The organism is Nostoc mirabile CHAB5784, from assembly GCF_020829645.1.
In the GTDB taxonomy this organism is placed as follows: Bacteria; Cyanobacteriota; Cyanobacteriia; order Cyanobacteriales; family Nostocaceae; genus Nostoc; species Nostoc mirabile.
The window spans coordinates 23,882-48,317 of sequence record NZ_JAIVFS010000059.1 but is presented as its reverse complement, the minus strand read 5'-3'; the positions used below and the strand labels follow the sequence as shown (position 1 = coordinate 48,317).

At 42.2% G+C, this 24,436-nt stretch carries 20 protein-coding genes; 12 read left to right on the top strand and 8 right to left on the bottom strand.

Annotation, left to right across the window (positions count from 1 at the left end):
* From LC653_RS28670 to LC653_RS28655, 4 genes are all read right to left on the bottom strand, one after another.
* On the bottom strand, positions 1 to 3,221 hold a 3,221-nt coding region (locus tag LC653_RS28670), incomplete at its 3' end, for an nSTAND1 domain-containing NTPase (protein ID WP_229498049.1).
* 476 nt (positions 3,222 to 3,697) lie between these two features.
* Positions 3,698 to 5,383: a C25 family cysteine peptidase gene (locus tag LC653_RS28665; protein WP_229498043.1), complete on the bottom strand. Its 1,686-nt coding sequence runs from the start codon at positions 5,381 to 5,383 to the stop codon at positions 3,698 to 3,700.
* Between the two features lie 367 nt (positions 5,384 to 5,750).
* The gene (locus LC653_RS28660; RefSeq protein ID WP_229498042.1) at positions 5,751 to 7,154 is read right to left on the bottom strand and encodes a hypothetical protein; all 1,404 of its coding nucleotides are present in this window, start codon (positions 7,152 to 7,154) and stop codon (positions 5,751 to 5,753) included.
* 1,375 nt (positions 7,155 to 8,529) lie between these two features.
* Positions 8,530 to 9,648, bottom strand: coding sequence for a ferrochelatase (locus LC653_RS28655; protein WP_229498041.1), 1,119 nt, complete (start codon positions 9,646 to 9,648; stop codon positions 8,530 to 8,532).
* A 767-nt stretch (positions 9,649 to 10,415) separates the two neighbouring features.
* Here LC653_RS28655 and crcB (LC653_RS28650) point away from each other — a divergent pair.
* The 7 genes from crcB (LC653_RS28650) to ilvB all read left to right on the top strand — a co-directional run bounded on the left by crcB (LC653_RS28650) (position 10,416) and on the right by ilvB (position 16,818).
* On the top strand, positions 10,416 to 10,805 hold the full coding sequence (gene crcB, locus LC653_RS28650) for a fluoride efflux transporter CrcB (protein ID WP_308189153.1): 390 nt from the start codon (positions 10,416 to 10,418) through the stop codon (positions 10,803 to 10,805).
* Between the two features lie 94 nt (positions 10,806 to 10,899).
* Entirely contained in the window at positions 10,900 to 11,307 is a 408-nt protein-coding gene (gene crcB, locus LC653_RS28645; RefSeq protein ID WP_229498040.1) for a fluoride efflux transporter CrcB, read from the top strand.
* A gap of 133 nt (positions 11,308 to 11,440) precedes the next feature.
* On the top strand, positions 11,441 to 11,827 hold the full coding sequence (locus LC653_RS28640; RefSeq protein WP_229498039.1) for a globin domain-containing protein: 387 nt from the start codon (positions 11,441 to 11,443) through the stop codon (positions 11,825 to 11,827).
* Positions 11,824 to 12,354 (top strand): pentapeptide repeat-containing protein, encoded by a 531-nt coding sequence (locus LC653_RS28635; protein WP_229498038.1) that lies wholly within the window; start codon positions 11,824 to 11,826, stop codon positions 12,352 to 12,354. Before LC653_RS28640 ends, LC653_RS28635 begins: the two co-directional genes overlap by 4 nt.
* 458 nt (positions 12,355 to 12,812) lie before the next feature.
* Positions 12,813 to 13,406 (top strand): hypothetical protein, encoded by a 594-nt coding sequence (locus LC653_RS28630; RefSeq protein WP_229498037.1) that lies wholly within the window; start codon positions 12,813 to 12,815, stop codon positions 13,404 to 13,406.
* Between the two features lie 103 nt (positions 13,407 to 13,509).
* A complete protein-coding gene (locus LC653_RS28625) occupies positions 13,510 to 14,772 on the top strand; it encodes an MFS transporter (protein WP_229498036.1) in 1,263 nt (420 codons plus the stop codon).
* A gap of 132 nt (positions 14,773 to 14,904) precedes the next feature.
* Entirely contained in the window at positions 14,905 to 16,818 is a 1,914-nt protein-coding gene (ilvB, locus tag LC653_RS28620) for a biosynthetic-type acetolactate synthase large subunit (protein ID WP_229498035.1), read from the top strand.
* A 412-nt stretch (positions 16,819 to 17,230) separates the two neighbouring features.
* Here ilvB and LC653_RS28615 read toward each other — a convergent pair whose 3' ends face one another.
* From LC653_RS28615 to LC653_RS46425, 3 genes are all read right to left on the bottom strand, one after another.
* Positions 17,231 to 17,491 carry a DUF4351 domain-containing protein gene (locus tag LC653_RS28615; protein ID WP_229498034.1) on the bottom strand — a complete coding sequence of 87 codons (261 nt, stop codon included), beginning with the start codon at positions 17,489 to 17,491 and terminating at the stop codon, positions 17,231 to 17,233.
* Positions 17,492 to 17,566: 75 nt separating this feature from the next.
* Positions 17,567 to 18,412 (bottom strand): DUF4351 domain-containing protein, encoded by an 846-nt coding sequence (locus LC653_RS28610; RefSeq protein WP_229498033.1) that lies wholly within the window; start codon positions 18,410 to 18,412, stop codon positions 17,567 to 17,569.
* A 76-nt stretch (positions 18,413 to 18,488) separates the two neighbouring features.
* Positions 18,489 to 18,623, bottom strand: coding sequence for a hypothetical protein (locus LC653_RS46425; RefSeq protein WP_267923212.1), 135 nt, complete (start codon positions 18,621 to 18,623; stop codon positions 18,489 to 18,491).
* A 135-nt stretch (positions 18,624 to 18,758) separates the two neighbouring features.
* Here LC653_RS46425 and LC653_RS28605 point away from each other — a divergent pair, with 135 nt between their 5' ends.
* Positions 18,759 to 18,869 carry an element excision factor XisH family protein gene (locus tag LC653_RS28605; protein ID WP_229498032.1) on the top strand — a complete coding sequence of 37 codons (111 nt, stop codon included), beginning with the start codon at positions 18,759 to 18,761 and terminating at the stop codon, positions 18,867 to 18,869.
* 245 nt (positions 18,870 to 19,114) lie between these two features.
* On the opposite strand, the gene LC653_RS28600 is transcribed toward LC653_RS28605, so the two are convergent.
* On the bottom strand, positions 19,115 to 19,588 hold the full coding sequence (locus LC653_RS28600; RefSeq protein ID WP_229498031.1) for a hypothetical protein: 474 nt from the start codon (positions 19,586 to 19,588) through the stop codon (positions 19,115 to 19,117).
* A gap of 203 nt (positions 19,589 to 19,791) precedes the next feature.
* Here LC653_RS28600 and LC653_RS28595 point away from each other — a divergent pair, with 203 nt between their 5' ends.
* The 4 genes from LC653_RS28595 (at position 19,792) to LC653_RS28580 (ending at position 24,276) form a co-directional block, all read left to right on the top strand.
* The gene (locus LC653_RS28595) at positions 19,792 to 19,962 is read left to right on the top strand and encodes a hypothetical protein (RefSeq protein ID WP_229498030.1); all 171 of its coding nucleotides are present in this window, start codon (positions 19,792 to 19,794) and stop codon (positions 19,960 to 19,962) included.
* 334 nt (positions 19,963 to 20,296) lie between these two features.
* Positions 20,297 to 22,081, top strand: coding sequence for a tetratricopeptide repeat protein (locus LC653_RS28590; RefSeq protein WP_229498029.1), 1,785 nt, complete (start codon positions 20,297 to 20,299; stop codon positions 22,079 to 22,081).
* A 320-nt stretch (positions 22,082 to 22,401) separates the two neighbouring features.
* Complete coding sequence (locus LC653_RS28585) at positions 22,402 to 23,898, top strand: CHAT domain-containing protein (RefSeq protein WP_229498028.1); 1,497 nt, start codon at positions 22,402 to 22,404, stop codon at positions 23,896 to 23,898.
* 3 nt (positions 23,899 to 23,901) lie between these two features.
* Positions 23,902 to 24,276, top strand: coding sequence for a hypothetical protein (locus LC653_RS28580; protein WP_229498027.1), 375 nt, complete (start codon positions 23,902 to 23,904; stop codon positions 24,274 to 24,276).
* Positions 24,277 to 24,436: the final 160 nt, after the last annotated feature.

Genomic DNA, 24,436 nt, shown 5'->3' with positions numbered 1-24,436 from the left:
GTTTTATCATCACTAGCAGAGGCAATAGTTTTACCGTCTGGGCTAAACACAACATTGTTGACTACTTTTTCATGTGTAAGAGTGTGCAGGAGTTTACCATCTAAACTCCAGAGCTTGACAGTTTTATCATCACTAGCAGAGGCAATAGTTTTACCGTCTGGGCTAAACACAACATTGTTGACTACTTTTTCATGTGTAAGAGTGTGCAGGAGTTTACCATCTAAACTCCAGAGCTTGACAGTTTTATCCCAACTAGCAGAGGCAATAGTTTTATCGTCTGGGCTAAAGACAATGCTTGTAACTTGTTGCTGATGAATAGTCAAACTATTACGCTCTCTGACTCCAGAGACTGCTTTGTACAATGCTGTTGTAACTAGGGGCTGGGGTATTTTTTGTTGTTTCAAGATATTCCCTGCTTTAATCCCTTCAATGAGTGCGTCTAATTCTTCATGCTCATTAAAGAGCGAGGAGGAATAGTAACCTAGTGCTTCAGCTCTAGTTTTTTGTGCTTGTTTTTTTTGATCTAAAGCCTCTGACCAAAAATAAGCAGTCACAATTAAGGCTACAACTGCTCCCCCAGCTGTTCCCCAAGCTATCCTAATTTCTCGACGGCGACGCGCTTCTTTTTCTTTTTGCTGGCGCTGGCGTAATTCCACGCAAGCCTTAACATAATCAGCTTCTCGCTGGTTGAGAAAACTAGTGTGTTTTGCTAACACCTGAGCATCTTCTAACCTTCCCCCCCGATGCGCCAAATAGTTTTCGTCTTTTTGCTGCTTTTCCCACTCCAAAGCTGCTTGACGGATAGTTTCCCGTAGTTGTAAGTTAATCCGGTTATCATCTAACCACTTGAGCAATCGCGGCCAGTAGCGGATTAAGGCTTCATGGGCTACTTCCACCTCTTGACGATTTGTAGATTCGTCTACACTTGTAACTACCAATCGCGCTCCTTCACCAGCCAACTGCTGCACCAACTGTTTGGTACTTGCCAAATCACCACCGAATGGTACTAGTTCATCTAGCCAAACTCGCCGTCTTGTATCTCGGCGTTTTTCTCCTTCGAGGGCGCTTTCATCCAAGCGGGTTAAGCGGATGAAGATATTCTTAACTTGGTCTTGTTCTGAGGGTGACAGACTATTGTAAACATCATCGGCAGTTTGAGCGATCGCCATATTCACACCACCGATCGCTTCATACTCCACACAGCGCAACCATCTACCATGTCGCCGCTTCCACATCTCCAACAATGCATGTTGCAGCAGTGGCATTGCTCCTGGCTCACCTTGGACATCATCCAGAATCGAGTTGCTTAACCCTGGTTCAAAGCGTAATCCTACTTGGGCAGCTTGCATTTCCATTGCTTTCCGCAATTCTGCTGCATCCATCGGCCCAATTAGTTTTTGCCTAGCTTCCATCAAATCTTTGAGATTGCGGTAGGTTGCACACTCACCCCAAAAATCTGCCCGCATGGTAATGACAACTTTTTGATATGGAATCAGGCTTAACAATTTCTCGATGAAAGTTACCCTCTCTGCTTGATTAGTACAGAGGGTAAACAGTTCTTCAAATTGGTCGATTACGAGTATTGAAGATTGGCCTTGCACTGGGGAAAGACTAGTTTGCAGTTTTTCTATCGGGTGAGAACTTGGTGTCATGTATGCTAACTGCAAATCGGCTTGTCTTTCCTGTAGTAACGGTATTAACCCACCTAACACCACCGACGATTTACCACTACCAGAAGCGCCTAGCACAGCTAAAAAGTTGTGTTCACTCAGCTTTTGTTGCAGTTGGACAATCAGTTCTTCCCGTCCGAAGAAAAATTCGCGGTTTTCCACCCCAAAAGGATACAAGCCCCGGAAGGGACAACGAGAATCATAGGTGGGTGGTTGCTGATCCAATGCCAAAGCATGGAAGTTGAGGTCAAATATTTCCTCACAGAAGTTGTTAATCTCTTCTAAAGCCTGTGATCGTTCTTTGAGGGCTGGTTTGCTCAAAGCTGTAACATCCGCCCCTAGTGTGTTTCCTAGCTTCTGGGCAGGAATCTCGAATTTTAGTTGCAGTGTTGGCGCTCTTTGTGGTAATAATTCTCCTACACGTTGTAAACCATATTTGATTTCAGCGTTGGTTAGTTCGCGATCGAGTTGGTCACTAAATAAGGGTCGCCCACCTAAGCGGCTAAACAATGCTGGAACTGTAAGATCGCCGCGCTTTGCTAAAGCGGCTGTAGCTTCATGCAATGCAGAGTCCACCTCTCCCGATGCTCTGAGTTGTTTATAAAAGTTCTCTATTAGTGTTTGGGCTGTTTTGATGGTGACTTTATCGGTCATTGCTACCACCGCAGGCATCCCCAAATCCCGCACTAATCTTTGCCCTAAGCCTCCTAACGATCCTTCTGCATCAGGACTGGCGCTCTCGCAAGTGCAAAGAAAGGTAAAGTGCGGTAGCCCTCTGGCTCCACGTAATGGGCGCAACCGCTCTAGTAATTGTGTGGCGGCGATCGCGTCTACTGTATTATCAGCTTTTGACCAGTAGACAACGGTTTCACCATTATCCATTACCCGTCCGTGGCTGACGAAGTGTAGTATTGTATACTGTTTGTTGCGATCGCTCAGTTGGGTACACAATTCGTCTAGCGTAGGTAAACCAATGGCTCCAGGAATTGTTGCCAAAATATCACAAGGTATTTCCCCTAGTGCCGACTTGACACTATTAACACTGGTTTCAACATCGAATTCGGCTAATTTATACTTTTGGGAATCGCTGGGACTAGCAACTAAAACTAGCGCCCGTAAGTCTCGCCGCCCAATGGGGGGAAAGCGGCGATCGGTAATTGCCGGAATGTAGAAAGAAAATGGCACTCGCTGGTTTAGTGTTAATAACTCCCATTCACCATCGATAGGGGCGCACAGCTTTTCCCAACGTAAGGTTCTTAATTCTGGATCTGATGCTTCAATAAAAAGCAACATTCTCAGTGCTTCTTCACTTTCGCGCATAGCACCAACAAAGGCATCACGTACATCATCTCGAAATAGGGTTTTTCCTAGTAATGTACCGTAGTCTTTGGGCTGTCCGAGAAAACTGGTTAGCTGCTGAAAATTTTTAGCAGTCAGTTCGAGAGTACCTTCTGAGCGTAATGGCAGAAGTTCACCAAATCGGCTGTGTTCTACGACAATTGGCCAGTTATTTTCTGATTTGCGCTGGATAGTAATCTCAAACGTGTTCATGAGTTATTCCCGAATGCTCCTTGTGAATGGTTTTTTTGAATGCGATCGCAGCTTGTGTAATTTATCTCGATAAATAAGTCAGTCTAAGTAGGTCAACGTAATTAAAGTTAACTAGTAGGGCTGTCATTTGTCCTTTGTCATTGGTCATTGGTAAGAGTTTTAAGGCTATTTACGTTTCGTAATATTGTTGGATTTATTCCCCCCGACTTACTTAAATGCGATGGTATTTAGCGATCGCCATCTTCACTCCACCGATCGCTTCATACTCCACAGCACGCAACCATCTACCATGTCGCCGTTTCCATAACTCCAGCAAATTCAGTTAGGTATTTATAGTATTTTCAAAAAAATAGGGGCACAAGCTTTCGTAAAGGTTTGAGGTGAGGCAATTTTTTTGGGCGAGTAGCTCGGAAAAGAATATAAAAAATCTGGCTTCTAAGTAAAGTTACTAGAAGCCAGGTTTCTCAGATTTGCAGTTAATTTAGTTTCTTCAAGGTGTCAACTAGAGTAACTACAGCTAAAAGCGCCGCCTGAAGTTCCTCCGTGCGGTCAACTGAAGCTTGCTCAACTGTGTTGACAAACTTTTCTAGGGCTTGGGTCAAGTGTGCCTGGGCTTGCCCAATTGCTGATGTATCAGATACTTGGGGTGTTGCATGTGCAGCAGGTAAATTCACTGATGCGATAACAGAGCGATCGCTTGTCTGATTGTCACTCACAACTAATTTAACTGCGGGGTCGCCAATAATGGCATAACTACGAGCATCATTGTTTGCCGTCCACATCCCAGATAAGTTCATCGGATCGGCGATCGCACCATATTTAATTTCTTCTAATTCCGTACTCAAATCAGAAGAAAGTTCAGCGTAGCGCTCGTTGAAATACTCAACAGCTGACCCCACAGGATGACCATCTAGCAATCGCTTTAAGGTACTTTGAAAAACTGCCAATTGCTTACCAGTTTTTTCCCAAACGAAAGAGCAACCCCAAGCTCGTTCTACATGACCGATGACAGCCAAAGCACCGCCGTTGGGGTGGGTCAGGAGTCTGCGGGGTAGAGGTGCAATAAAGGCGTTAGGAGCGATCGCTGGCCTTTCATTGGAGCCTTTTCTATGGGCAAACTCATCAAATTTAGGTGTCCCAGCACCATAACAAGCAAAGTGAAAGGCAATTAGCCCTAGTAACCGAGCATCATCGCCAACATCGTCCGCAGAGAAGTAAAATTCTTCGGGAATTGCTTTATTACCCCACTTATCTTTGCCGGGCCAGTCCTGACAAAGTAAAGCGCCTTGATGGCGTAGTTGTCGCTCATTCCCATTAGGAAAGCCCATACCATGACTAGCGGTGAACAGCAAAGCGGGTGTTTCTTCACCTCCTAGCAGTTTCCCTAACCGTGCCTTGGTGGCTTCTTCTGCGAGTAAAGTTTGTACTGTCCAACTATTATCTTTCTGCTCATCAAGCATCCAATCAGCTAGGGGTCGAATCAAGTTATCAGCACTAAGTTCAGTGGCTGCATCACCCTTGGTACGTACCCCGAAAAAGCTAGCACGGCGAGGCAGTTTTAAATTAGTAGTTTCAGCCTGTACGACACTGCGAGCATACTGAGCATATTCTTGGGGGGTATCAAAGTAAATCCGACCTACCGCATATTGCACATCAAGTTGGTACTGAAAACGATAAGGAATGGTTTCTGGATCGCCAACAATTAACAGATAATAAGGCATTTTATCTGGGTCAGCAGGGCCCGGGCCAACTCCATGACGCGACAAAAATTGATTTTTTGACTCCCCTGGACGATAACCTTTAGGGCCAGTGTATTCCTTATAATAGTTCTCGTGATTTTTTGAGGCTTGTTTTTGCCGATGTTCTAACAGTTCCTTCAGCGCTTCTTTGATTGCTGGGTCGGCATTAAAAGCGAAGATAACTCCCCAACCTGTCTGTGCGAGGTCTTTAGGATCTACTCCCTCTATCGGGGCAAAGTCGGGTTCTAAACCTTTAACATGCAGATCCTTTTTTTTGAGTTCGCTGATTTCTATGGGATCAAAGTCTTCGCCCTGAGCAATCTTAGAAAGCTGCTCAGGTGTCAATGGAGGCAACAAATAATCTCCTGATGCACCGTCAATTCCATTGAAATATAGCTCTTTTGTCAGCTGTTCTATGCTCATTTTAAATTTATCCTTTTGCTTGGTATTCTCGTCAAAACAAATAACTGGGTATTGGAAGTCATAAGGACGTTTTTAAATATCCAGTACGTCTTCTAGCTACCTCTTCAAGCAACCGCTCTGAGGGGTAGCAAACTACTCCCCCGGTGGCGGAGGTTCCACCTGAAACTCTCCTTGACAGTGAGGGCAAGTAACGAAGAAGCGATTATCACCGTTTTGGTTAATGCTTTGGTACAAATTATTCTTCTTGATTCCTTTCTGAGCAAGTTCTAAATTTCCAATTTGATACGTGTCACAACGCTTGTAATCTTCGCAATTAGTGATTGAGAATGGGGAAGAATTTATTTCCAATTCCCCATTCTCCATCTAATTAACTAGCAAGCGCTGCCGACCATACAGCATGAGCTACTTCAGGTTTGTCAATAGCGTTGTGAGCACCCGTGAAAAGGTCTAATAGGCTAGGAGGAACAACAATATATTGACTACTTTCCAAGTTGTAAATTTTACCTGGTTCAAAGTTGTAAGAATCTTGCAGGGAAAGCATCTTTTTTGGCTTATCAATAATTTCCAAACCATCACCCTGAATTCCATAACAACCAATGCCACCTACACCGGGATATGTCTTCTCACTATTAGGGTCAAAGTCTATATCTTGCCCCCCAAATATTCCTAGTGTTCCTGCCATAGGATAAGCATTTTTGACAGCTTTATCATACTCGGATTGGGTAGTAACAATCGGCCCTGTAACTTTGCGATCGCTAATAATGGAGCGGAAGTAACCAGGAATATTTTTTCTATGAGGGACATTTGAGCAGAAAGACCAGAGTGATAAAGCGCCTTGTATTAAGACAAGAGAATTAACTGGACGGATTAATTTGTTATTTTGGGTACCTGCTACGGTAGCTGAAACAAAAATACATCCAAAACTGTGCCCCATCAAATGAAATCGTACAGTATTATCTGTCACCTGTTGAAGTCTGTTTAACAAATTGAAGCCGCTAGTTTGACCAATTTTTCGAGCGAGGTCTTTCATCTTCCAGAAAGATAACAATCTCGGAATGTTCAAAAATGCATCTCCGGCTGATTTCACACTATCCCCAATTCCGAAGCTGACATCTTCGTTATCTTCTACCAAGGTAGCTTCATATACACTTTCAGGATCTAAATTTAATGATTCGTTTTCGCTCCACCCATCTGCATCTTCTCCTTCACTGCTCAAAGAAGCCTCTTTAATCAAAACCTCATAAGCTTCACGCACCTCTGATGGTAATGTGTCAGGTGCAACGTCATATTCTACGGCAGCTGTGAAAATTGTTCTGAGCGCTTCTCTAGTAGTTTCAGTATCAGCTATCCTCTGAGCATACTGTTCAATTAACTCTTCCTGAGAATTATCTGTTGTGTCAAAGGACACAATTGTTTTGTCCGGCGATACTGCACTTAGGTCTTCATCTCCCCAAGGCTTACTAGGCCAATGTAGACCAATCAACAAAGGGTTAAATCCTGGTCGTACCTGTTTCATTTTTTCAATATCAGCCCGGTTTTTAGCCATAGCTGCAATCCATTTGTCGTACTGGCTTTTTGCCGCAGGAATGTCACCTTGCCATCCGTGGCTCATCAAAAAGACATCTGTGATTGGTTTCTCAGATTTTTTGGCGCTTAAGATTTCTAATACCTTTTGGCTAATTAGCTCCCCATTGTTTTTGCGTTCTTCGCCATTAGCATCAAAAGCGATTAAATAGTAGGTCAAAGAAGTTTCGATTAATATTTCTTGCATGTGTAAATCCTTCTGACTCAGGGTTTAATTTCTATGTATGGTGTGAAGTTTGCATCTATCGTTAAGTACTTGTACAAATTAAATTACCCATCACAATTTGGTCAAAAACTTGTTCAGCCAGGGAGATGTGTAAAATTAATTTTCCATAGATACTTACTTTGCAGCGCATAACCACAACTACCAGACACGTTACTAAAACAATTTAGGACTTACGCAGAAGAGATCCCCAACCCCCTTAAAAAGTTGGCTCTTTAGATCCCCCCCTTTTTAAGGGGGGTTAGGGGGGATCGAGGTTTCAGGTTTTCACTGCGTAAGTCCTACAATTAAAAGAACAAGGAAAAAAGTGCATTAATCCCACAAGAATGCTGGCTGCTGTTGGATAACAGCACACCTAATTTTTTGCCTAAAATTACTTAGGCAAATATTTCGTCAAATATCCTTGTGGATATACGGGAACGCAGCAAACATTCTGCCGCCTCTTGATCTTTGCGTCGGTCTACAGTTTCATCGCCATTAGTGAGATTTTGGCGCATCTTTACACAAAACTGGTATAAGATGATTAACGCCAAAAGCTGCTAAAAATTGTTGCTGCCTGACCAGTCAAGAGGCAAAGTTAGCGGATAAGCTTGCTAATTTGTGGCTGGTTGATCACTCTTAGTCCGCCAAGCGAACAATGCTTGGTTTGTAGTAAGCACGCTTTGTGCTTACTACAAAATCATCAAAATTAATGAGATAGACCACTAAGAGCTTGTGAATGCTAATTTAAGTTCCTGCCTTGCAATCTGTTAACACGTAGTAAAGGTTACATTATTAGTTACAGAATAACTTTGCGAAGCCGAGATAACCTGAGTGACAATACTGACCTTTCGCAGAATTTTGCTTAAAAATATATTAAAAAAATATAATTCTATGTCAGTAAGACTTACGCATTGACAAGAAATTGCAAATATGCATAAGTTAAAAACCACATCTTTCGTAAGGGCACAGCAATGTTCCCTACAGCATTGCCTATTTCCGATCGCAGGATAATTAAGAAAAGCCTGAAACAACCGATTTTCGTTAATTCAACGTGAGTTCGATGAACCTCTCCCCCTGCCTGCCTCAACCAAAAAATTCCTTAACCGGACGGTATTGGGAGGCATCAGCAACGGTGCGATATGAAAACTTGAGCCGCATCTATGCATCAAAGTACGCCATCAATAAATGTAGGGTCGGCAAAATTTTGCCCACCCTACAAAACTAAACTTAATAGACATCTCCAAAAATTAAATATGCGTTACCCAGAATCCTTGTACAGACGTAGCACTGCTACGTCAAAACAATTCTTTTTCACTCCTATGTCTAATGATCCGTGCGCTTTTCTCAAAGACGCAGGTTAATGATGATGGTGGTGGTGATGGTGATCCCCAGCGAGTTGGGGATTAACTGCCAAAGCTTGCTCTGACAACAACTCTGCAATATGAGCATCAGCCCATTGGGCCGCCATTGCCATAAATTCTGGATGATCGTTAACGCAAGCCATTTGCACGTAGTTCGTACCAGGATGCTGTTTCTCTAAAGAATGGATGATATGGTGTACATCCAATAAAGTTTCGTGGTTTTCTGTAGCAAAGCCAATTGGCATAAAAATTACCACTTTTGCACCTAGTTGAATCAGGTTATTTGCCGCTTGCTCTGCATTTGGCTGTGTCCAATCAATTAGGGGCGTGTCATGATTGAGCCAACCCACCGAGATTAACGGATAGCGGTTAATCAACTTATCCCGAACTAAATCGTACATTGCTTCACTTTCGGCAATCCCAGAAGTAAAGCCTTTGGCTTTATGGGGACAGCCGTGATTCATTAGCACAATACCGATTTGAGAAGGTAGATAAGCTGTGGCTAACTCAACAATTTTCTCCTCAACCAGATGAGCCATCAAATCGATATAAGCTGGTTCGTTGAAGAAAGAAGGAATGTAACGCTGTGCTTTCACCCAGTGTTCTTCACCATCAGTTAACTCAACGAGAGCATTGTTAACTTGCTCGATCGCAATCCCACTGGTAAAGATAGAATCAACAACCAGCAGTGGGTAGATTAGTAGCTTCTCGAAGCCTTGGTTTTTGATTTCTGCTAAAACTTGATTGGGTAGGAAAGGGGCGCAGAAGTTAAAAGCTTTGAAAACTTGAACCTTATCACCCCATTTTTCTTGTAAATTCTTCTCAATCCCAGCCCGTTGCTGTTCAAAGATGGCATTGTGTGGGGAGATAAAATCGTGGTGTGTATGTCCCCACTCGTGGCGGTCAAATAGCGCTAAAAGCTTTGCCAGAGGGGGATAAATCCAGGTTGGCACCGGTGCAAATTTTGCTGTCAGTAGATTTAAAGCCTGTTCGTTATAGTTGGCGAAATCTTCGTAGCTTTCGACTTCGCCGTAGCCCATAAGCAGTACGGCTACACGGTCTTTACCTGATAGATGCTCGTGAGTGTGTTGTACTTTTTCCGGCGTGGCAACCACAATGAGTTCCTCAATATAACCAGAGTGCAGAGAGATATGAAGTTAGGGAATACCTTAAATATTTCCCCTACTAGTAAAATATTATCCCATCCAGGGGGATAGGATAGGTGGGAAAATCCCAATAATACATCAAAAGACATACTTTGATTGTTACTGTATAGATAAAAACACTCTAATTAATAGAATTTCAGTCTGGAGCTACACGAGCTTGTCGAGCTTTCCAAGACATAATTTACTCGTCACTGTAGTATTCACGGAACAGATTTATTTGTAGGTTAGCACAGCTAACTGTGCTAACCTACAATGGGATATTTTTTCACTGGAAGTCCCTAAACTGCTTCTTTTAAATGGGAATTTAGGAATATCTAAAAATTTAAAAGGCTAAATGAGTAGTTATAAAACACGTTTTAGCAGTCTAATTGCTAGACAAAACAGGTAAGCTGAAAAAAGCATTTACCAGATCTGAAAAATTAGTAACGGCACAATAAAACCAAATCAGGCAAATAAAGATAAATTAGGCTAAAACTCCCTTCGTTACTGCCTCCTATCTCCTGCCTCTTGCCTTATCCTAACTAGAAATATTTACGCTGACTTACTTCTTTTTCGTCTTTATGTATTAGCTTTACTAGTGATTGTTACATATATTCATTGCCAATCTGAGAGCCAGTCTTGTATGATTTATTTCAATAAATTTTTTGAACTGAGACTTTCCAAATAAATTACATGCAAAACAACTCAAATATTGCTCGCGGAGAGTTACAAAAATAGTGGCAGATTTAACTAATGTTCTCTCAATTGCGGTAGGTGCAGTTCCTGGAGCGCTGTCTCGGTTTTACATCACAGAATGGACAAAAGCTAAATTGGGGACAAAATTTCCCTATGGAACATTTGCCATTAATCTGACTGGATGTTTAGCGATGGGTTTCTTTTTCACGATTTCTAAAGGAATTACAGGCTATCCGAAGGAATTGGATTTACTAATTAAGACTGGATTTTTAGGTTCTTACACCACATTTTCAACCTATGGCTTTGATACTCTGACTTTATGGCGTAGCAAACAAAAGGCTGCGACGGCCTTTTATTGGGCAGGGAGTGCAGTTCTAGGTTTGGGAGCAGTGATTTTAGGAGTAGTGATCGCCAAGCTTTTCGTAAAGTAATTTGCTCAACTAATAAAAAAGGTTGGAATACACCTGAGAGCAAGTTTGAAAAAGGTCTTTACGAAAAAAAACACACATTTTTAGGTAAAAAACAATGAATTTTTTGAGAGGACGTTATCCCTTAGCTGTGGCGATCGGGGCAATTTTTGGAGCGTTGAGTCGTTTTTATGGAACTGAATTAGCAAAAGCTATTTTTGGCAAAGATTTTGGCTTTTACGGCACATTCTTTATTAACGTAAGTGGCTGTTTATTGATTGCTTATATTTTGACTCTAGCAGCCGAGAATATTCGCGTCATCTCGACTGAACTTCGCCTGATGACGACAACAGGTTTCTGTGGTGCATATACTACTTTTTCAACCTATGGCTTGGAATCAAAAAATTTCTTGGATAAGGGCGATATCACAATGCTGTTAATTTATTTTGTTGGCAGTGCAATCGCCGGAATGATTAGTGTCCAAATCGGTGTTTTATTGGCAAGATCAAGCCCTCAAAGGTCTTAAATTATAGCGGTGTGTAGTCGGGTGAGGTACAGCAGCATGGGCTATAATTCCTTTGACAAAAGGCTTTTTCTGTATCTCACTCAAGCACACACTGCTATAAAACCCAGAAAATATACGATGGATAACCATAGATATGACATTATTAGTAGAAAGTTTACGCACTCCCGAAGCTTTAGTTGCAGTTCTTAAAGATTTAGGTGCAAGACATAAAGGCTATGGCATACTTAGAGAATATTATCCCGTTGTGGGAGAGATTTTGCTAACAACTTTCGCAGAGTATTTACAAGAAGATTGGACTCTGGAAGTGGCAGAAGCTTGGGTTAATACTTACACAACTATCTCTCAGTTAATGTTAGAAGGTGCAGGAATAAATGGCGCTGTAAAACTAGAACAACCAGAAATCAAAGCTATACCATTTCCTCCGTTGATGAGTGAGACTGTCTCCCCCAAGCGTGGCAGAAGGGTTAGGACAGTGAGGACTGTACCTGAGCAACGTAATTTAAGTAAAGTAATTAGATGATATTAAAACCAATAAAACTCATCCAAAATATTTTCAAAAATATCCTTGATTGGTTCTGGGAATCACCAACATGGTTAGTAGCTATTTCCATTGCTTCTAGTTTGGTGGTATTAGTTATTTTGACTCCTGATGATTCGATTATATCTAGACTTTTATCAGACGTTGAACCGATTAGTATAATAGCTGCTTTAATTTTATATATAAAAGAAAGTCCTGACCGGAAAAAAGAATTTCAATATCAAGCTTGGAGTGTTATTGATGCTGCTCATGGTGTCAAAGTTAGTCCTGCAAGAATTATTGCTTTACAAGATTTGAATGAAGATAGAGTTACTTTAAATAATTTAGATTTACCTGGAGCAAAACTAGTCAGAATTAATCTGCCTAAAGCTGATTTAAGCGAAGCTAATTTAACTAAATGTGATCTGAATCATGCCAACCTTAATCATGCTAACCTTGGGAATGCTTTACTGGCTCGTGTAAACATCGCCTACGCCATCGCACTAAGGGATGGCTCAGAGGATGTTTGAAAAGTATTAGGCGAATAGAATTCGCTACTACACAATCAAAGTCTACCTCCGTAGACTGAATGCAAAATCAAGGGTTTTATAACCCACGGAGGTAGGTTTTGTCTTATGTAGCCAAGCCAGTGCGTTGGGGAGCCAGTGCTGTGGGCGGGTTTCCCGACTTGAGGCACCTGGCGTCCGGCTCTGCCGACGAGCCTTGCAACTGGCGCGCGACTTCTAGTCGCTAGGGCTAGTAATAAATTAGACTTGTTCATTCATCCTCTCAAACCGTCATCCCTGCATCTGAATAATTTTTGGCAAAGTTATGTAATTTTACAACTAATTCAGTTTTATTTGTAACTAAAACTTACTTAAAATCTTCCCTTCATCTACTGTCACATTTTAGTAAACGTGAACAGTTAATAGACCCTTGTAGTAGGTTTAAGTTATTAATAATTTTGAAAGCTGCCACGCATAGACAGATGAGTATAATTATTTGCCCTGGAATCCATGAGCCAGAATTAACTGAAAGCTTTAGAGTAGGATTGTTAGATTTAGTTTCTAATAGCGCGATCGCTCCTAATGCCGCAAATATACTAATTTATCCAAGTAATGATTTTTCAGTTTTATCAGCCTTGCACATTTTGCAGTTTTTGCGCGTTAGCGTAGCTCACCGCAGGTATCGCTTGACCGGCTCTTTCAAATCACCAATTATATTCATTAGCTTTAGTGCTGGCGTAGTTGGGGCAATAGGGGCAGCGCATTTGTGGCAACTCTTGGGTGGTCGTGTCAAAGCATTTATTGCTATAGATGGATGGGGAGTACCACTACAGGGTAATTTCCCCATTCATCGGATGAGCCATGATTATTTCACTCATTGGAGTTCTTGTTTGCTAGGTTGTGGGCAAAATAACTTTTATGCAGAGCCAGCAGTTGATCATTTGTCCATCTGGCGATCGCCCCAAACTGTACAAGGCTGCTGGATAGATTCATCCATTGAAATTTCTCCACCCAAAGGTCGTCTGACAGCAACTGAATTTTTGCTTATGCTGTTAAAGCGCTATGAAGCAAATTAATCCGGACAATGGAGTAAGTAAACAGGAGTTAGTCATTAGTCATTAGTCATTGGTCATTAGTTCCCCGACTCCCCACTCCCTATCTACCTAAAGAAAGTATCTAATGTTTCCAACTGAACCGGCTGCTGTTAATAACGGGTTTAGCGCACTGCTAAAAAACCGTGCTTTTATGCTCCTGTGGATTGGGCAATTGGTGTCCCAGTTAGCAGATAAAGTCTTCTTCGTTTTAATGATTGCTCTGCTGGAGAACTACTCACCGCTTCCTGGGTTGGCACAAAACTCGATGTATTCAACCTTGATGCTGTCGTTTACAATACCAGCAATTTTGTTCGGCTCTGCCGGTGGTCTCTTTGTTGACCGCTTGCCAAAAAAGCTGATTATGATCGGCTCAGACATTGTGCGTGGACTTTTAACACTGTGTGTTCCCCTTTTGCCACGAGAATTCCTGATTCTGTTAATTCTTACTTTTGCCATTTCCACAGTGACGCAGTTTTTTGCACCAGCTGAACAAGCAGCCATTCCCTTGTTGGTGAAGCGAGAAAATTTGTTGGCAGCCAATGCGCTGTTTAGCAGCACAATGATGGGAGCTTTAATTGTTGGCTTTGCTATAGGAGAGCCGATTTTGAGTTTGGCGAAAAGCTTGATGGGAGAACAATACGGTCAAGAGCTTGTAGTTGGTGGATTATACATATTATCGGCTGCAATCATGCAGCCAATTAAGTTTAAAGAACCCAAACTCTCAAAAGAGCACCAGACATCAAATCACCTTTGGGCTGAATTCACCGAAAGCCTGCGCTATCTCAAGAAAAACCCTTTGATCTTGAACGCCATGCTGCAACTTACAACTTTATATTGTGTGTTTGCAGCCTTAACAGTGCTGACAATTCAATTAGCCGAGGAGTTTGGTTTAAAAGAAAAACAGTTTGGCTTTTTCTTGGCAGCAGCAGGCGTGGGTATGGTATTTGGTGCGGCGATTTTAGGCCACTGGGGTGATAAATTGCATCACAAACCCCTACCTTTAATTGGATTTTTGATAATTGCACTAGTTTTAGGGGTGTTCACTTTTACGCACAACTTATTACTGGCGCTAGGACTCTGTGCATTTTTGGGTGTAGGTGCTTCCCTAATTGGCGTACCCATGCAAACTTTAATTCAACAGCAAACACCATCTACCATGCTCGGTAAAGTATTTGGCTTTCAAAATCATGCCGTTAACATCGCTCTGGCGTTACCTCTGGCCATTACTGGGCCATTAACTGATGCTCTGGGCTTGCGAACTGTGCTGGTAGCAATGAGTATTGTTGTCGTAGTTGTCGGTGTTTGGGCTTGGAAAAATACCTGCAAAGTCTTGCAAAACGTAATTTAACTAATGTAGGCTAATAATCTAGCTTTATATTTAATATAAAAATTAATAAGATTTTGATTGAAGTTTTCAATTAAAATGAAATCTTAACTACAGAATTCAGCATTAACTTTAGCTATAGTCTGAGGTTTGACCGTGCGTTCACAAAGTGTCTCCGCAGGAGAATCGCTTTCCCAAATCAGTTTCCCACAAACCGAGAATCACAAACAGTCTCGTGTTTCTAGCCCGCCAGCCGTGCCCAAACGTGCATCTGGTGGTTTTGCTCTGCTTGACAGCCTTCATCGCCACGGCGTTGATTATATTTTTGGTTATCCTGGTGGGGCAATTCTACCAATTTACGACGACCTGTATAAGGTGGAAGCAACTGGTGCTATTAAGCACATTCTCGTGAGGCACGAACAAGGGGCAGCCCACGCTGCTGATGGTTATGCCCGTGCCACGGGTAAAGTAGGAGTATGTTTTGGTACTTCTGGCCCAGGAGCAACTAACTTGGTAACCGGGATCGCCACCGCCTACATGGACTCAATCCCAATGATTGTAGTCACGGGACAGGTAGCACGTCCGTCGATTGGTACAGATGCGTTTCAAGAAACCGATATTTACGGGATCACCCTACCGATCGTTAAGCACTCCTATGTAGTGCGCGATCCTAAAGATATGGCGCGAATTGTCGCCGAAGCCTTCCACATCGCTAGCAGTGGGCGTCCGGGGCCAGTTTTGATTGATGTCCCCAAAGATGTAGCTTTAGAAGAATTTGACTATGTACCTGTAAAACCAGGTTCAGTGAAGTTACGCGGTTATCGTCCCACGGTGAAGGGAAATCCCCGGCAAATTAATGCCGCGATCCAGTTGATTACTGAAAGTCGCCGTCCTCTACTGTATGTGGGTGGTGGTGCGATCGCAGCTGGCGCTCATGAAGAAGTCAAACAACTAGCTGAATTATTCGATATCCCTGTCACCACAACCTTAATGGGGATCGGTGCATTTGACGAACATCATCCCCTAGCTTTGGGAATGTTGGGGATGCACGGCACTGCTTACGCTAACTTTGCCGTTAGTGATTGTGACTTGCTGATTTGCGTCGGCGCTAGATTTGACGATCGCGTTACAGGCAAGTTAGATGAATTCGCCTCTCGCGCTAAAGTAATTCATATCGACATCGATCCGGCAGAAGTCGGCAAAAACCGCGTTCCCGAAGTGCCCATCGTTGGCGATGTGCGGAACGTCTTAGTAGACTTGTTGCGTCGCTGCAAAGAAACAGGCGTTAAGGCTACACCTAATCAAAACCAAGAGTGGTTAAATTTAGTTAACCGTTGGCGCGAAGAGTACCCTCTAATAGTGCCGCAACATCCCGACAGCATTTCACCCCAAGAAGTGATTGTAGAAGTTAGTCGCCAAGCACCCCAGGCTTTCTACACCACAGATGTCGGACAGCATCAAATGTGGGCAGCACAATTCCTGAAGAATGGCCCAAGGCGCTGGATTTCTAGTGCTGGTTTGGGAACGATGGGTTTTGGCTTACCTGCGGCTATGGGCGCTAAAGTAGCGTTTCCTGATGAAGAAGTCATCTGTATTAGCGGCGATGCTAGTTTCCAAATGTGTTTGCAAGAACTTGGTACACTGGCACAGTATGCTATAAATGTCAAGACAATAATTATCAATAACGGCTGGCAAGGGATGGTGCGCCAGTGGCAGCAAGCCTTCTATGGTGAGCGTTACTCATGCTCCAACATGGAAGTAGGGATGCCAGACGTAGAGTTATTGGCAAAAGCATACGGGATTAAAGGCATGGTAATTAGTGATCGCAGCGAATTAAAAGATGCGATCGCCCAAATGCTGGCACACAAAGGCCCAGTAATATTGAATGCCCACGTCACTAGAGACGAAAACTGCTATCCAATGGTAGCCCCTGGCAAGAGCAACGCTCAAATGGTCGGCTTGCAGAAGCAAGCGCCGAAAGCGGCAGCCGAGCCAGTGTATTGTAGCCACTGCAATGCCAAAAATGCTCCCACGCACAACTTCTGTGGTGAGTGTGGGACAAAACTGTAACGCTTTTTGATAATTCAGACTAGAGAGGTAGGGGAGAAAGATGCTGGAATTCCTCAGCAATCAAGGGTTTTACAGCAAATAAATTTATTGATGGGGTTCTCCCCCCTGCTCCCTTTCGTCTTCCTTGACTTTAACCCTGTTTTGTCACTTTCGGAAAATAATAATCGAAGCCAGATTCTGAGACGTTGACTTAATCAAGGTTTGAGGCTTTATTTTCTAACAGTAAATCAAATTTCTAGCTAAAAACTCGAAAGTAAAGCTCTAAAAGGCTTTCAGCGATTGGATTCTCCCAGAATGACAAAACAGGGTTAACCATAGCGTGGGCAAAGCTAGCTGTAGGCATCACTTAATTACGAATTACGTTAGCGCAGCGTTAGCGACGCAGGAGCGTCATTACGAATTACGAATTATTTTAATCTTCCTGATTAGGTTGAGATAAAGAGATATTTACTAAGTAATTGACTAAATCGCTTTGACTGTTGAAATCTAACAGCGCCTCAGCTAACTCTTCTAGTTGAGTAATCGATAATGTACGAATCTGCTGTTCTATCTCTGGCTCAATTGCAGCAAACCGACGTGTTAACTGACGCATAATCAGTTGTAGCGCCTCCTGTTTCTTTCCTCGTTCTTCTCCCTTTTGCAGAATGTCTTGGTAAATTACAGATTCTTGCATAATTTCCTCTCTAAAAAGCTGTGTAATCAAACTTTTGTCAAACCGCAAACCAGCTAAAACCTGTACACTTTCTGATTAGGTTGAGATATTCGCTAAGTAATTCACTAAATCATTTTGACTGGAGAAATCTAACAGCGCCTCAGCTAACTCTTCTAGTTGAGTTATAGATAATGTGCGAATCTGCTGTTCTATCTCTGGTTCAATTGCAGCAAACCGACGTGTTAACTGACGCATAATCAGTTGTAACGCCTCCTGTTTCTTTCCTCGTTCTTCTCCTTGTTGCAATCCCTTTTGCAGAATGTCTTGGTAAATTACAGATTCTTGCATAATTTCCTCTCTAAAAAGCTGTGTAATCAAACTTTTGTCAAACCGCAAACCAGCCAAAACCTGAACACAAGCTGATATATTCTGTCGCTCGTCTGTTTCTTCAATCATATCGACACTAGCCGCGACTTGAGTTAACAAGTCTGTCGGTGAGTCGGTTCTGGCTAATGTCGCCAGTGGTAAGAGTGCGGGGTTAGCTAGCAGTGGTGTAGGATCTTCTTCCCATAAACGAATTACTCGATACTCGTGTCTGGTTTTTTTATCTACATACTGGGTATTAAAAACAATTTCTGAAGAAGTGGCTTGTAAAAAAATCAACACCTGCTCAATCTCACACCAGTATTCTCGCTTTAATCTGGTGTAGTAATCCAGCATCCGAAAGTCAAGCGGGGTTTTGGATTTTGGTGTAGTTTGAAACTCTAAATGTAAGATTTGGTTAGAGATTTGCAGGAACGTTACCGAATCAGCACGAATGGGTTCGAGGTTGAGTTCGGTTTTGAGTACTTGGATATCTGAGGTGTCAGATGCAAGTAACCATCTGGCAAAGTCACCAGGGTATTTTTCGGCAAGGTATTTGCAGGTGTTATCGTAACTCAAGGGCGATCGCTAACTAAGTGACTGTATTTATATATTGTGGTTTAATATACTATCTATATATTTGGGTATGGAATTTTCACGCCAGACTATCGGTGAAATAGAACCCCGACTTTTCTAAAAAGTCGGGGTTTAAAGAAAGGCGATCGCGGACTCTTCCCGGAGGGCGATCGCCTTTCTCATACTTTTGATAATATAGTATATTTTTATACAAGTTAACTACTAATGCAAAAATGTTTACGACAAATTACCCTATGCAAGTTGAACTGTTGCAGGGTTTTCAAAAATGTCGGCACTAGGTAAAATATCCGGGCAGTTATGTTAAGAATACGAACAAAGTTGTTTACTGATGTCAGCTAGAGATTTATTTCATGAAGCGGTAAAAAATGCACTCCAGAAAGAAAATTGGATAGTTACCAACGATCCTCTAAGAGCTTGTTTGAAAAGTGGTTGGCTGTGATTTTAGGCACTTTTAGATCCCCCCTAACCCCCCTTAAAAAGGGGGGAACCAGAATCAAAGTCCCCCAATTTATCGGGGGATTTAGAGGTATTTAGAACTTTTGATACCAACAAGAGGACTTTTCAAACATCCTCTTTGCAAAACCCAACAACATAATCGATGTTGGGTTTCCTTACGTCAACACAACTTACATTTAATACACAAATTTAGGCTTGACACTACACTAGATTTATGAAAGAAGTGGATTATTGCAGCACAGGAGTTGTGCCGTTACCGTTAGTTGACGCATTCGCAATTGCAGCTTGAACCGATTGAGTGGGAAGAACCGCTACAACTGGAGCAACTTTTGAAATAGATTTTTTATTTCTTTTTCCATTAGAGCCGCCAGCTTTGGAATACTGTACACTGTTTCTGCCGTAGATAGTTGCAACTCCACTTAGCATTCGTTCAGACATTTCGGAGAGGGCTTTATCCATCTGGATTATTGTTTTACGCGATTCCTCAAGATTGGACACAAGCGTGTTATGAGCTTCTAACGTTGCACGAGTAGTATTGATAAGGTGGTTGTAGGCTTCAATGGTTAATCCATGTCCTAAATCCAGATTTTCATCAACGGATTTAAGCAAGGCGAGACGAAGTTGGGCTTTGTCAACAGCAGCAGAACCACGAGTTCTTAAAGACATGAGATATCCTTTTTTTAATAATTCCTTTTTCAACATAGTGGAGTATCCTTTTGCCTGAGATGGGTAGTTTTGTGGATTTATTTCATTAAAAGTTCAACGAAATAATTACGAGTTTGTCTGTATTTTTACTCATTTTTTATATCGATTTGTTGTTTGAGAATAAGTGCAATCAACAAATGCGTAGGCGTAGCCAGCCGTAGGCATCGCTAAATCAAGAAATGCGAACGCCGAATCAACAAATGCGAACGCCGAATCAACGAATGCGAACGCCGAATCAACAAATGCGAACGCCAAATCAACAAATGCAAACGCCGAATCAACAAATGCAAACGCCGAATCAACAAATGCAAACGCCGAATCAGCAAATGCGATCGCTAAATCAACAAATGCGATCGCCGAATCAACATTAGAAAGGGGAAAAAAGAAATTTAATCGTATACACAAGTCGAATTACCCCCCTTAATCCCCCCGATATATTGGGGGGAAACAAGAGAATCTCGTTCCCTCCCCTTTATAAGGGGAGGGTTAGGGTGGGGTAATTCGAGGACTGGTAGTGATTCGATAGCTTGTGTGTACACCGTAGCCAATACATACGGGGAGGGTTAGGGAGGGGTAATTCAATAACTTGCATGTACACCGTAGCCTTTTTAAGGAGGATCTAAAACTTTTCATCCCCTAATTTTTCAGAAATTGACGATAATACTGTTGAAGCTTCATCAAGATGCGTCTAACTCACACCTGCTCATGAACGAACAGCGTTTACAAGCTTATTATCAGCTAATTCAAAACCTGCTAGATTGCCCTAGCGAGGAAGAACCAAAGATATTAGCAGCGAATACAGAATTGCTAGATGCTGACTTTGTGCAGGTTGTTGTAGCAGCAGCAGAGCATTTTGCCCAACAGAGAGAGGAAAATACTGCCGAGCGGTTGAGAAACTTAGCAACATATCTCACTACCCCAGAAACTACCCCCATCCCTCAAAAAGATATAGACACTTGCGGGCAATTTTTACTAGAAATACTGCAAGCAACAGCAGACAGCAAAGGCGATGCTCAAGTAATTTACCCATTGCTGGCAGCAAATACCGATAAACTCAATCATCTTTTTGCTGAGTTATTGCGTTATTGGGCAACAAATACCTTAGCAGAAGCGGAACCAGATAGAGCAGAATACATTGCCTACATGATGGTTATATTCAGTAATCTGATTCAGCAGTTCCCCTTGGGTAGCAAAGCCAGCAACATGGAAATTGCGATCGCTGGCTACGAAATCGCCCTAACTGTATATACCCGCAGCGCCTTTGGTGTTGATTGGGCAACGACGCAAAATAATCTGGGGAATGCTTACGGTGACAGAATATTAGGAGAACGAGCCGAGAATATTGAATTAGCGATCGCTGCTTATACTGAAGCACTGTCCGTTACAACCAAGAGCGCCTTTCCTGAAAAATGGGCAACGACGCAATATAATCTGGGGAATGTTTACCGTGACAGAATATTAGGAAACAGAGCCGAGAATATTGAATTAGCGATCGCCTTTTACTCTACTGCACTGGAAGTTTACACCAAGAGCGCCTTTCCTGAAAAATGGGCAATGACGCAAAATAATCTGGGGCTTGCTTACGATAAGAGAATATTAGGAGAACGAGCCGAGAATATTGAAAAGGCGATCGCTGCTTATACAGATGCACTCTCCGTTAGAACCAAGAGCGCCTTTCCTGTAGATTGGGCAATGACGCAAAATAATCTGGGGATTGCTTACGGTGACAGAATATTAGGAGACAGAGCCGATAATATTGAAAAGGCGATCGCTGCTTATACAGATGCACTCTCCGTTAGAACCAAAAGCGCCTTTGGTGTTAATTGGGCAATGACGCAAAATAATCTGGGGATTGCTTACCGTAACAGAATATTAGGAGAGCAAGCCGATAATATTGAAAAAGCGATCGCAGCTTTTACAGATGCACTGGAAGTTCATACCAAAAGCGCCTTTCCTGTTAATTGGGCAACGACGCAAAATAATCTGGGGACTGCTTACGTTAACAGAATATTAGGAGAGCGAGCCGATAATATTGAAAAAGCGATCGCAGCTTATACAGATGCACTCTCCGTTAGAACCAAGAGCGCTTTTCCTGTAGATTGGGCAGTGACGCAAAATAATCTGGGGGCTGCTTACGGTGACAGAATATTAGGAAAGCGAGCCGATAATATTGAAAAGGCGATCGCTGCTTTTACAGATGCACTGGAAGTTTATACCAAGAGCGCCTTTCCTGAAAAATGGGCAGTGACGCAAAATAATCTGGGGGCTGCTTACGATGACAGAATTTTAGGAGAACGAGCCGATAATATTGAAAAGGCGATCGCTGCTTATACAGATGCACTCTCCGTTAGAACCAAGAGCGCCTTTCCTGTAGATTGGGCAATGACGCAAAATAATCTGGGGACTGCTTACCGTAACAGAATATTAGGAGACAGAGCCGATAATATTGAAAAGGCGATCGCTGCTTATACAGCAATACAGTTCAGTTAGCGCCAAAAACCATAAACTGCGTAGGTTGGGTGGAGGAACGAAACCCAACATTTTCGCGGGTTTGTTGGGTTTCACTACGTTCCACCCAACCTACGATTATCCTTAACTGAACCGTATTGGCTTATACAGATGCACTCTCCGTTAGAACCAAGAGCGCCTTTCCTGTAGATTAGGCAACGACGCAACATAATCTAGGGGCTGCTTACGGTGACAGAATATTAGGAGACAGAGCCGATAATATTGACTGTACGTTCGCTGCTTTTACAGATGCACTAGAAGTTAGAACCCGCAGCGCCTTTCCTCAATACCATGCAGAAACTTTGTTAAATCTCGGCAGGTTATACCAAGACGAAAAACAATTTGACTCAGCTTACAATACCTTTGTTGCAGCAATAGAAACAGTCGAAGCTTTGCGGGGAGACATTATTTCTGGTGAAGAAGCCAAACGCAAACAAGCAGAAGAATGGAATCAACTTTATATACGTATGGTGGAAGTTTGCCTAGCATTGGCAAGAGACACCGAAGCAATAGAATATATTGAACGTAGCAAAACCCGCAATTTAGTAGAACTGTTAACCAAAGCAACATTAACAAATCCAGAAAATTTGCCTTTAGTTGGTAGCAGCATCAACTTTGGAGAAATTCAAAACTTCTTAGATAACAAAACTGCAATCATCGAATGGTATCTTTTTAATGATTGTTTTCGTGCTTTCATTATCACGCGTGACAACAAGCCAGCCATCTGGCATTCTAATCAACAAGACTTAGATGCCTTATTCAATTGGACAAAGGAATACCTGATTGACTACTACAACCCCGAAGATCAAGATAAAATCCAATGGCAGAATCAGCTAGAAGAACGGCTGAAAAAATTAGCAGAAATTCTATATATTGATAAAATCTTAGCCCAAGTACCCAAACAATGCGACAGATTAATTCTCATTCCTCATCGCTACTTACACCTGTTTCCTCTCCACGCTTTACCTGTAAAAGAATCATACCTAATTGACTTATTCCCCAACGGTGTAGGCTATACACCCAGTTGTCAACTTCTGCAACAAGTCCAACTGCGTCAACGTCCTGAATTTCAATCTTTATTTGCCATCCAAAACCCCACAGAAGATTTATATCAAGGCTACGAAAAAGATTTAGGAGCAGTTGCAGCCATCAAAAAGCAGTTTACTGATGTTAATATTTTGAAGCAAGACCAAGCCAAAAAATCAGCAATTCTCTGTATTAATGAAAATCCTCATAATGTCACACTACATGAAAAATTGCTGAAAGCTAACTGTGCTTTTTTCTTCTGTCATGGATACTTTAACTCTGCTTCTCCCCAAGATTCTGGATTACAGTTAGCTGATGGAAACCTGACTTTAGCAGATATCATTACTCACTTCAAACTAGAAAACTGTCGCCTAGTTACTCTCTCTGCTTGCGAAACTGGTTTGACCGACTTCACAAGCACCAGTGATGAATACATTGGTTTACCCAGTGGATTTTTGTTAGCTGGTAGCACCAATGTGGTCAGTAGTCTTTGGACTGTCAGCGCTACAGCTACAGCATTATTGATGATTAAATTTTACGAAGAACTACAGCAGCAAAGTAATATTGTATTAGCTTTAAATTCAGCACAACGTTGGTTAAGGGATACGACAGTCAAAGGCTTTCAAGATTGGCTGATTAACTCCTCACTAAGTTGGGGTTGCAAGATATATTTAAATGAATACTTTGCTGCTAATCATGAAAATGCCTCAACCAAACCGTTTGAATCACCTTTTTATTGGGCTGCTTTTTGTAATATAGGTAAAGGAGTTTAGAAAATGTCAATTTCTAGAAATAGCATCAAAGCTTTTATTCAAGTGCTTGACTCTCAATCAAAATTGATTCCGACTCAAGGCTGGAATGAATTGCAGCAACTATCGAGTCAGTTACCAGAAGACGATGAGGAAATTGTAGAAATCCTAGAAAAATGGTTGCAACCAGAATCCCGTAATCAAATTCTAGAAGCTTACAAGCAAAACCTGCAATCGCTCAGTGCTGCATCTCCTATTGATGGAAACGAAAACATAGGAATAGCTAATAGTAAATCACAAACTCCAGTCAATCAACCTAGTGAATCATCAAAAGAACTTACAGAAAATGCTATAAAAAGGAACTCTCCTTTGTCTGACAAGCAAAAAACCAGTAAATCTTAAATAGATGTGTTATGGCTTTAGCCCAACGCACCGCCATATATAGCGCTTCTGGGTTGAGTGCAATACAGACCTAACCCCCAACCCCTTCCCTACTAGCGTTGGGGAGTAAGATTCAAAGCCTCTCTCCTTTTAGGAGAGAGGTTTGGAGAGAGGTCAAAGT

Bases quoted from the DNA above. Each gene is read 5' to 3' on its own strand.
- LC653_RS28640 (WP_229498039.1), top strand. From the start codon at position 11,441: ATGACATTATTAGTAGAAAGTTTACGCACTCCCGAAGCTTTAGTTGCA.
- LC653_RS28615 (WP_229498034.1), bottom strand. From the start codon at position 17,491: ATGCAAGAATCTGTAATTTACCAAGACATTCTGCAAAAGGGAGAAGAA.
- LC653_RS28660 (WP_229498042.1), bottom strand. From the start codon at position 7,154: ATGCAAGAAATATTAATCGAAACTTCTTTGACCTACTATTTAATCGCT.
- LC653_RS28630 (WP_229498037.1), top strand. From the start codon at position 12,813: ATGAGTATAATTATTTGCCCTGGAATCCATGAGCCAGAATTAACTGAA.
- LC653_RS28635 (WP_229498038.1), top strand. From the start codon at position 11,824: ATGATATTAAAACCAATAAAACTCATCCAAAATATTTTCAAAAATATC.
- LC653_RS28590 (WP_229498029.1), top strand. From the start codon at position 20,297: ATGAACGAACAGCGTTTACAAGCTTATTATCAGCTAATTCAAAACCTG.
- LC653_RS28595 (WP_229498030.1), top strand. From the start codon at position 19,792: ATGCGAACGCCGAATCAACGAATGCGAACGCCGAATCAACAAATGCGA.
- LC653_RS28665 (WP_229498043.1), bottom strand. From the start codon at position 5,383: ATGAGCATAGAACAGCTGACAAAAGAGCTATATTTCAATGGAATTGAC.
- crcB (WP_229498040.1), top strand. From the start codon at position 10,900: ATGAATTTTTTGAGAGGACGTTATCCCTTAGCTGTGGCGATCGGGGCA.
- LC653_RS28625 (WP_229498036.1), top strand. From the start codon at position 13,510: ATGTTTCCAACTGAACCGGCTGCTGTTAATAACGGGTTTAGCGCACTG.
- LC653_RS28580 (WP_229498027.1), top strand. From the start codon at position 23,902: ATGTCAATTTCTAGAAATAGCATCAAAGCTTTTATTCAAGTGCTTGAC.
- LC653_RS28605 (WP_229498032.1), top strand. From the start codon at position 18,759: ATGTCAGCTAGAGATTTATTTCATGAAGCGGTAAAAAATGCACTCCAG.
- LC653_RS28600 (WP_229498031.1), bottom strand. From the start codon at position 19,588: ATGTTGAAAAAGGAATTATTAAAAAAAGGATATCTCATGTCTTTAAGA.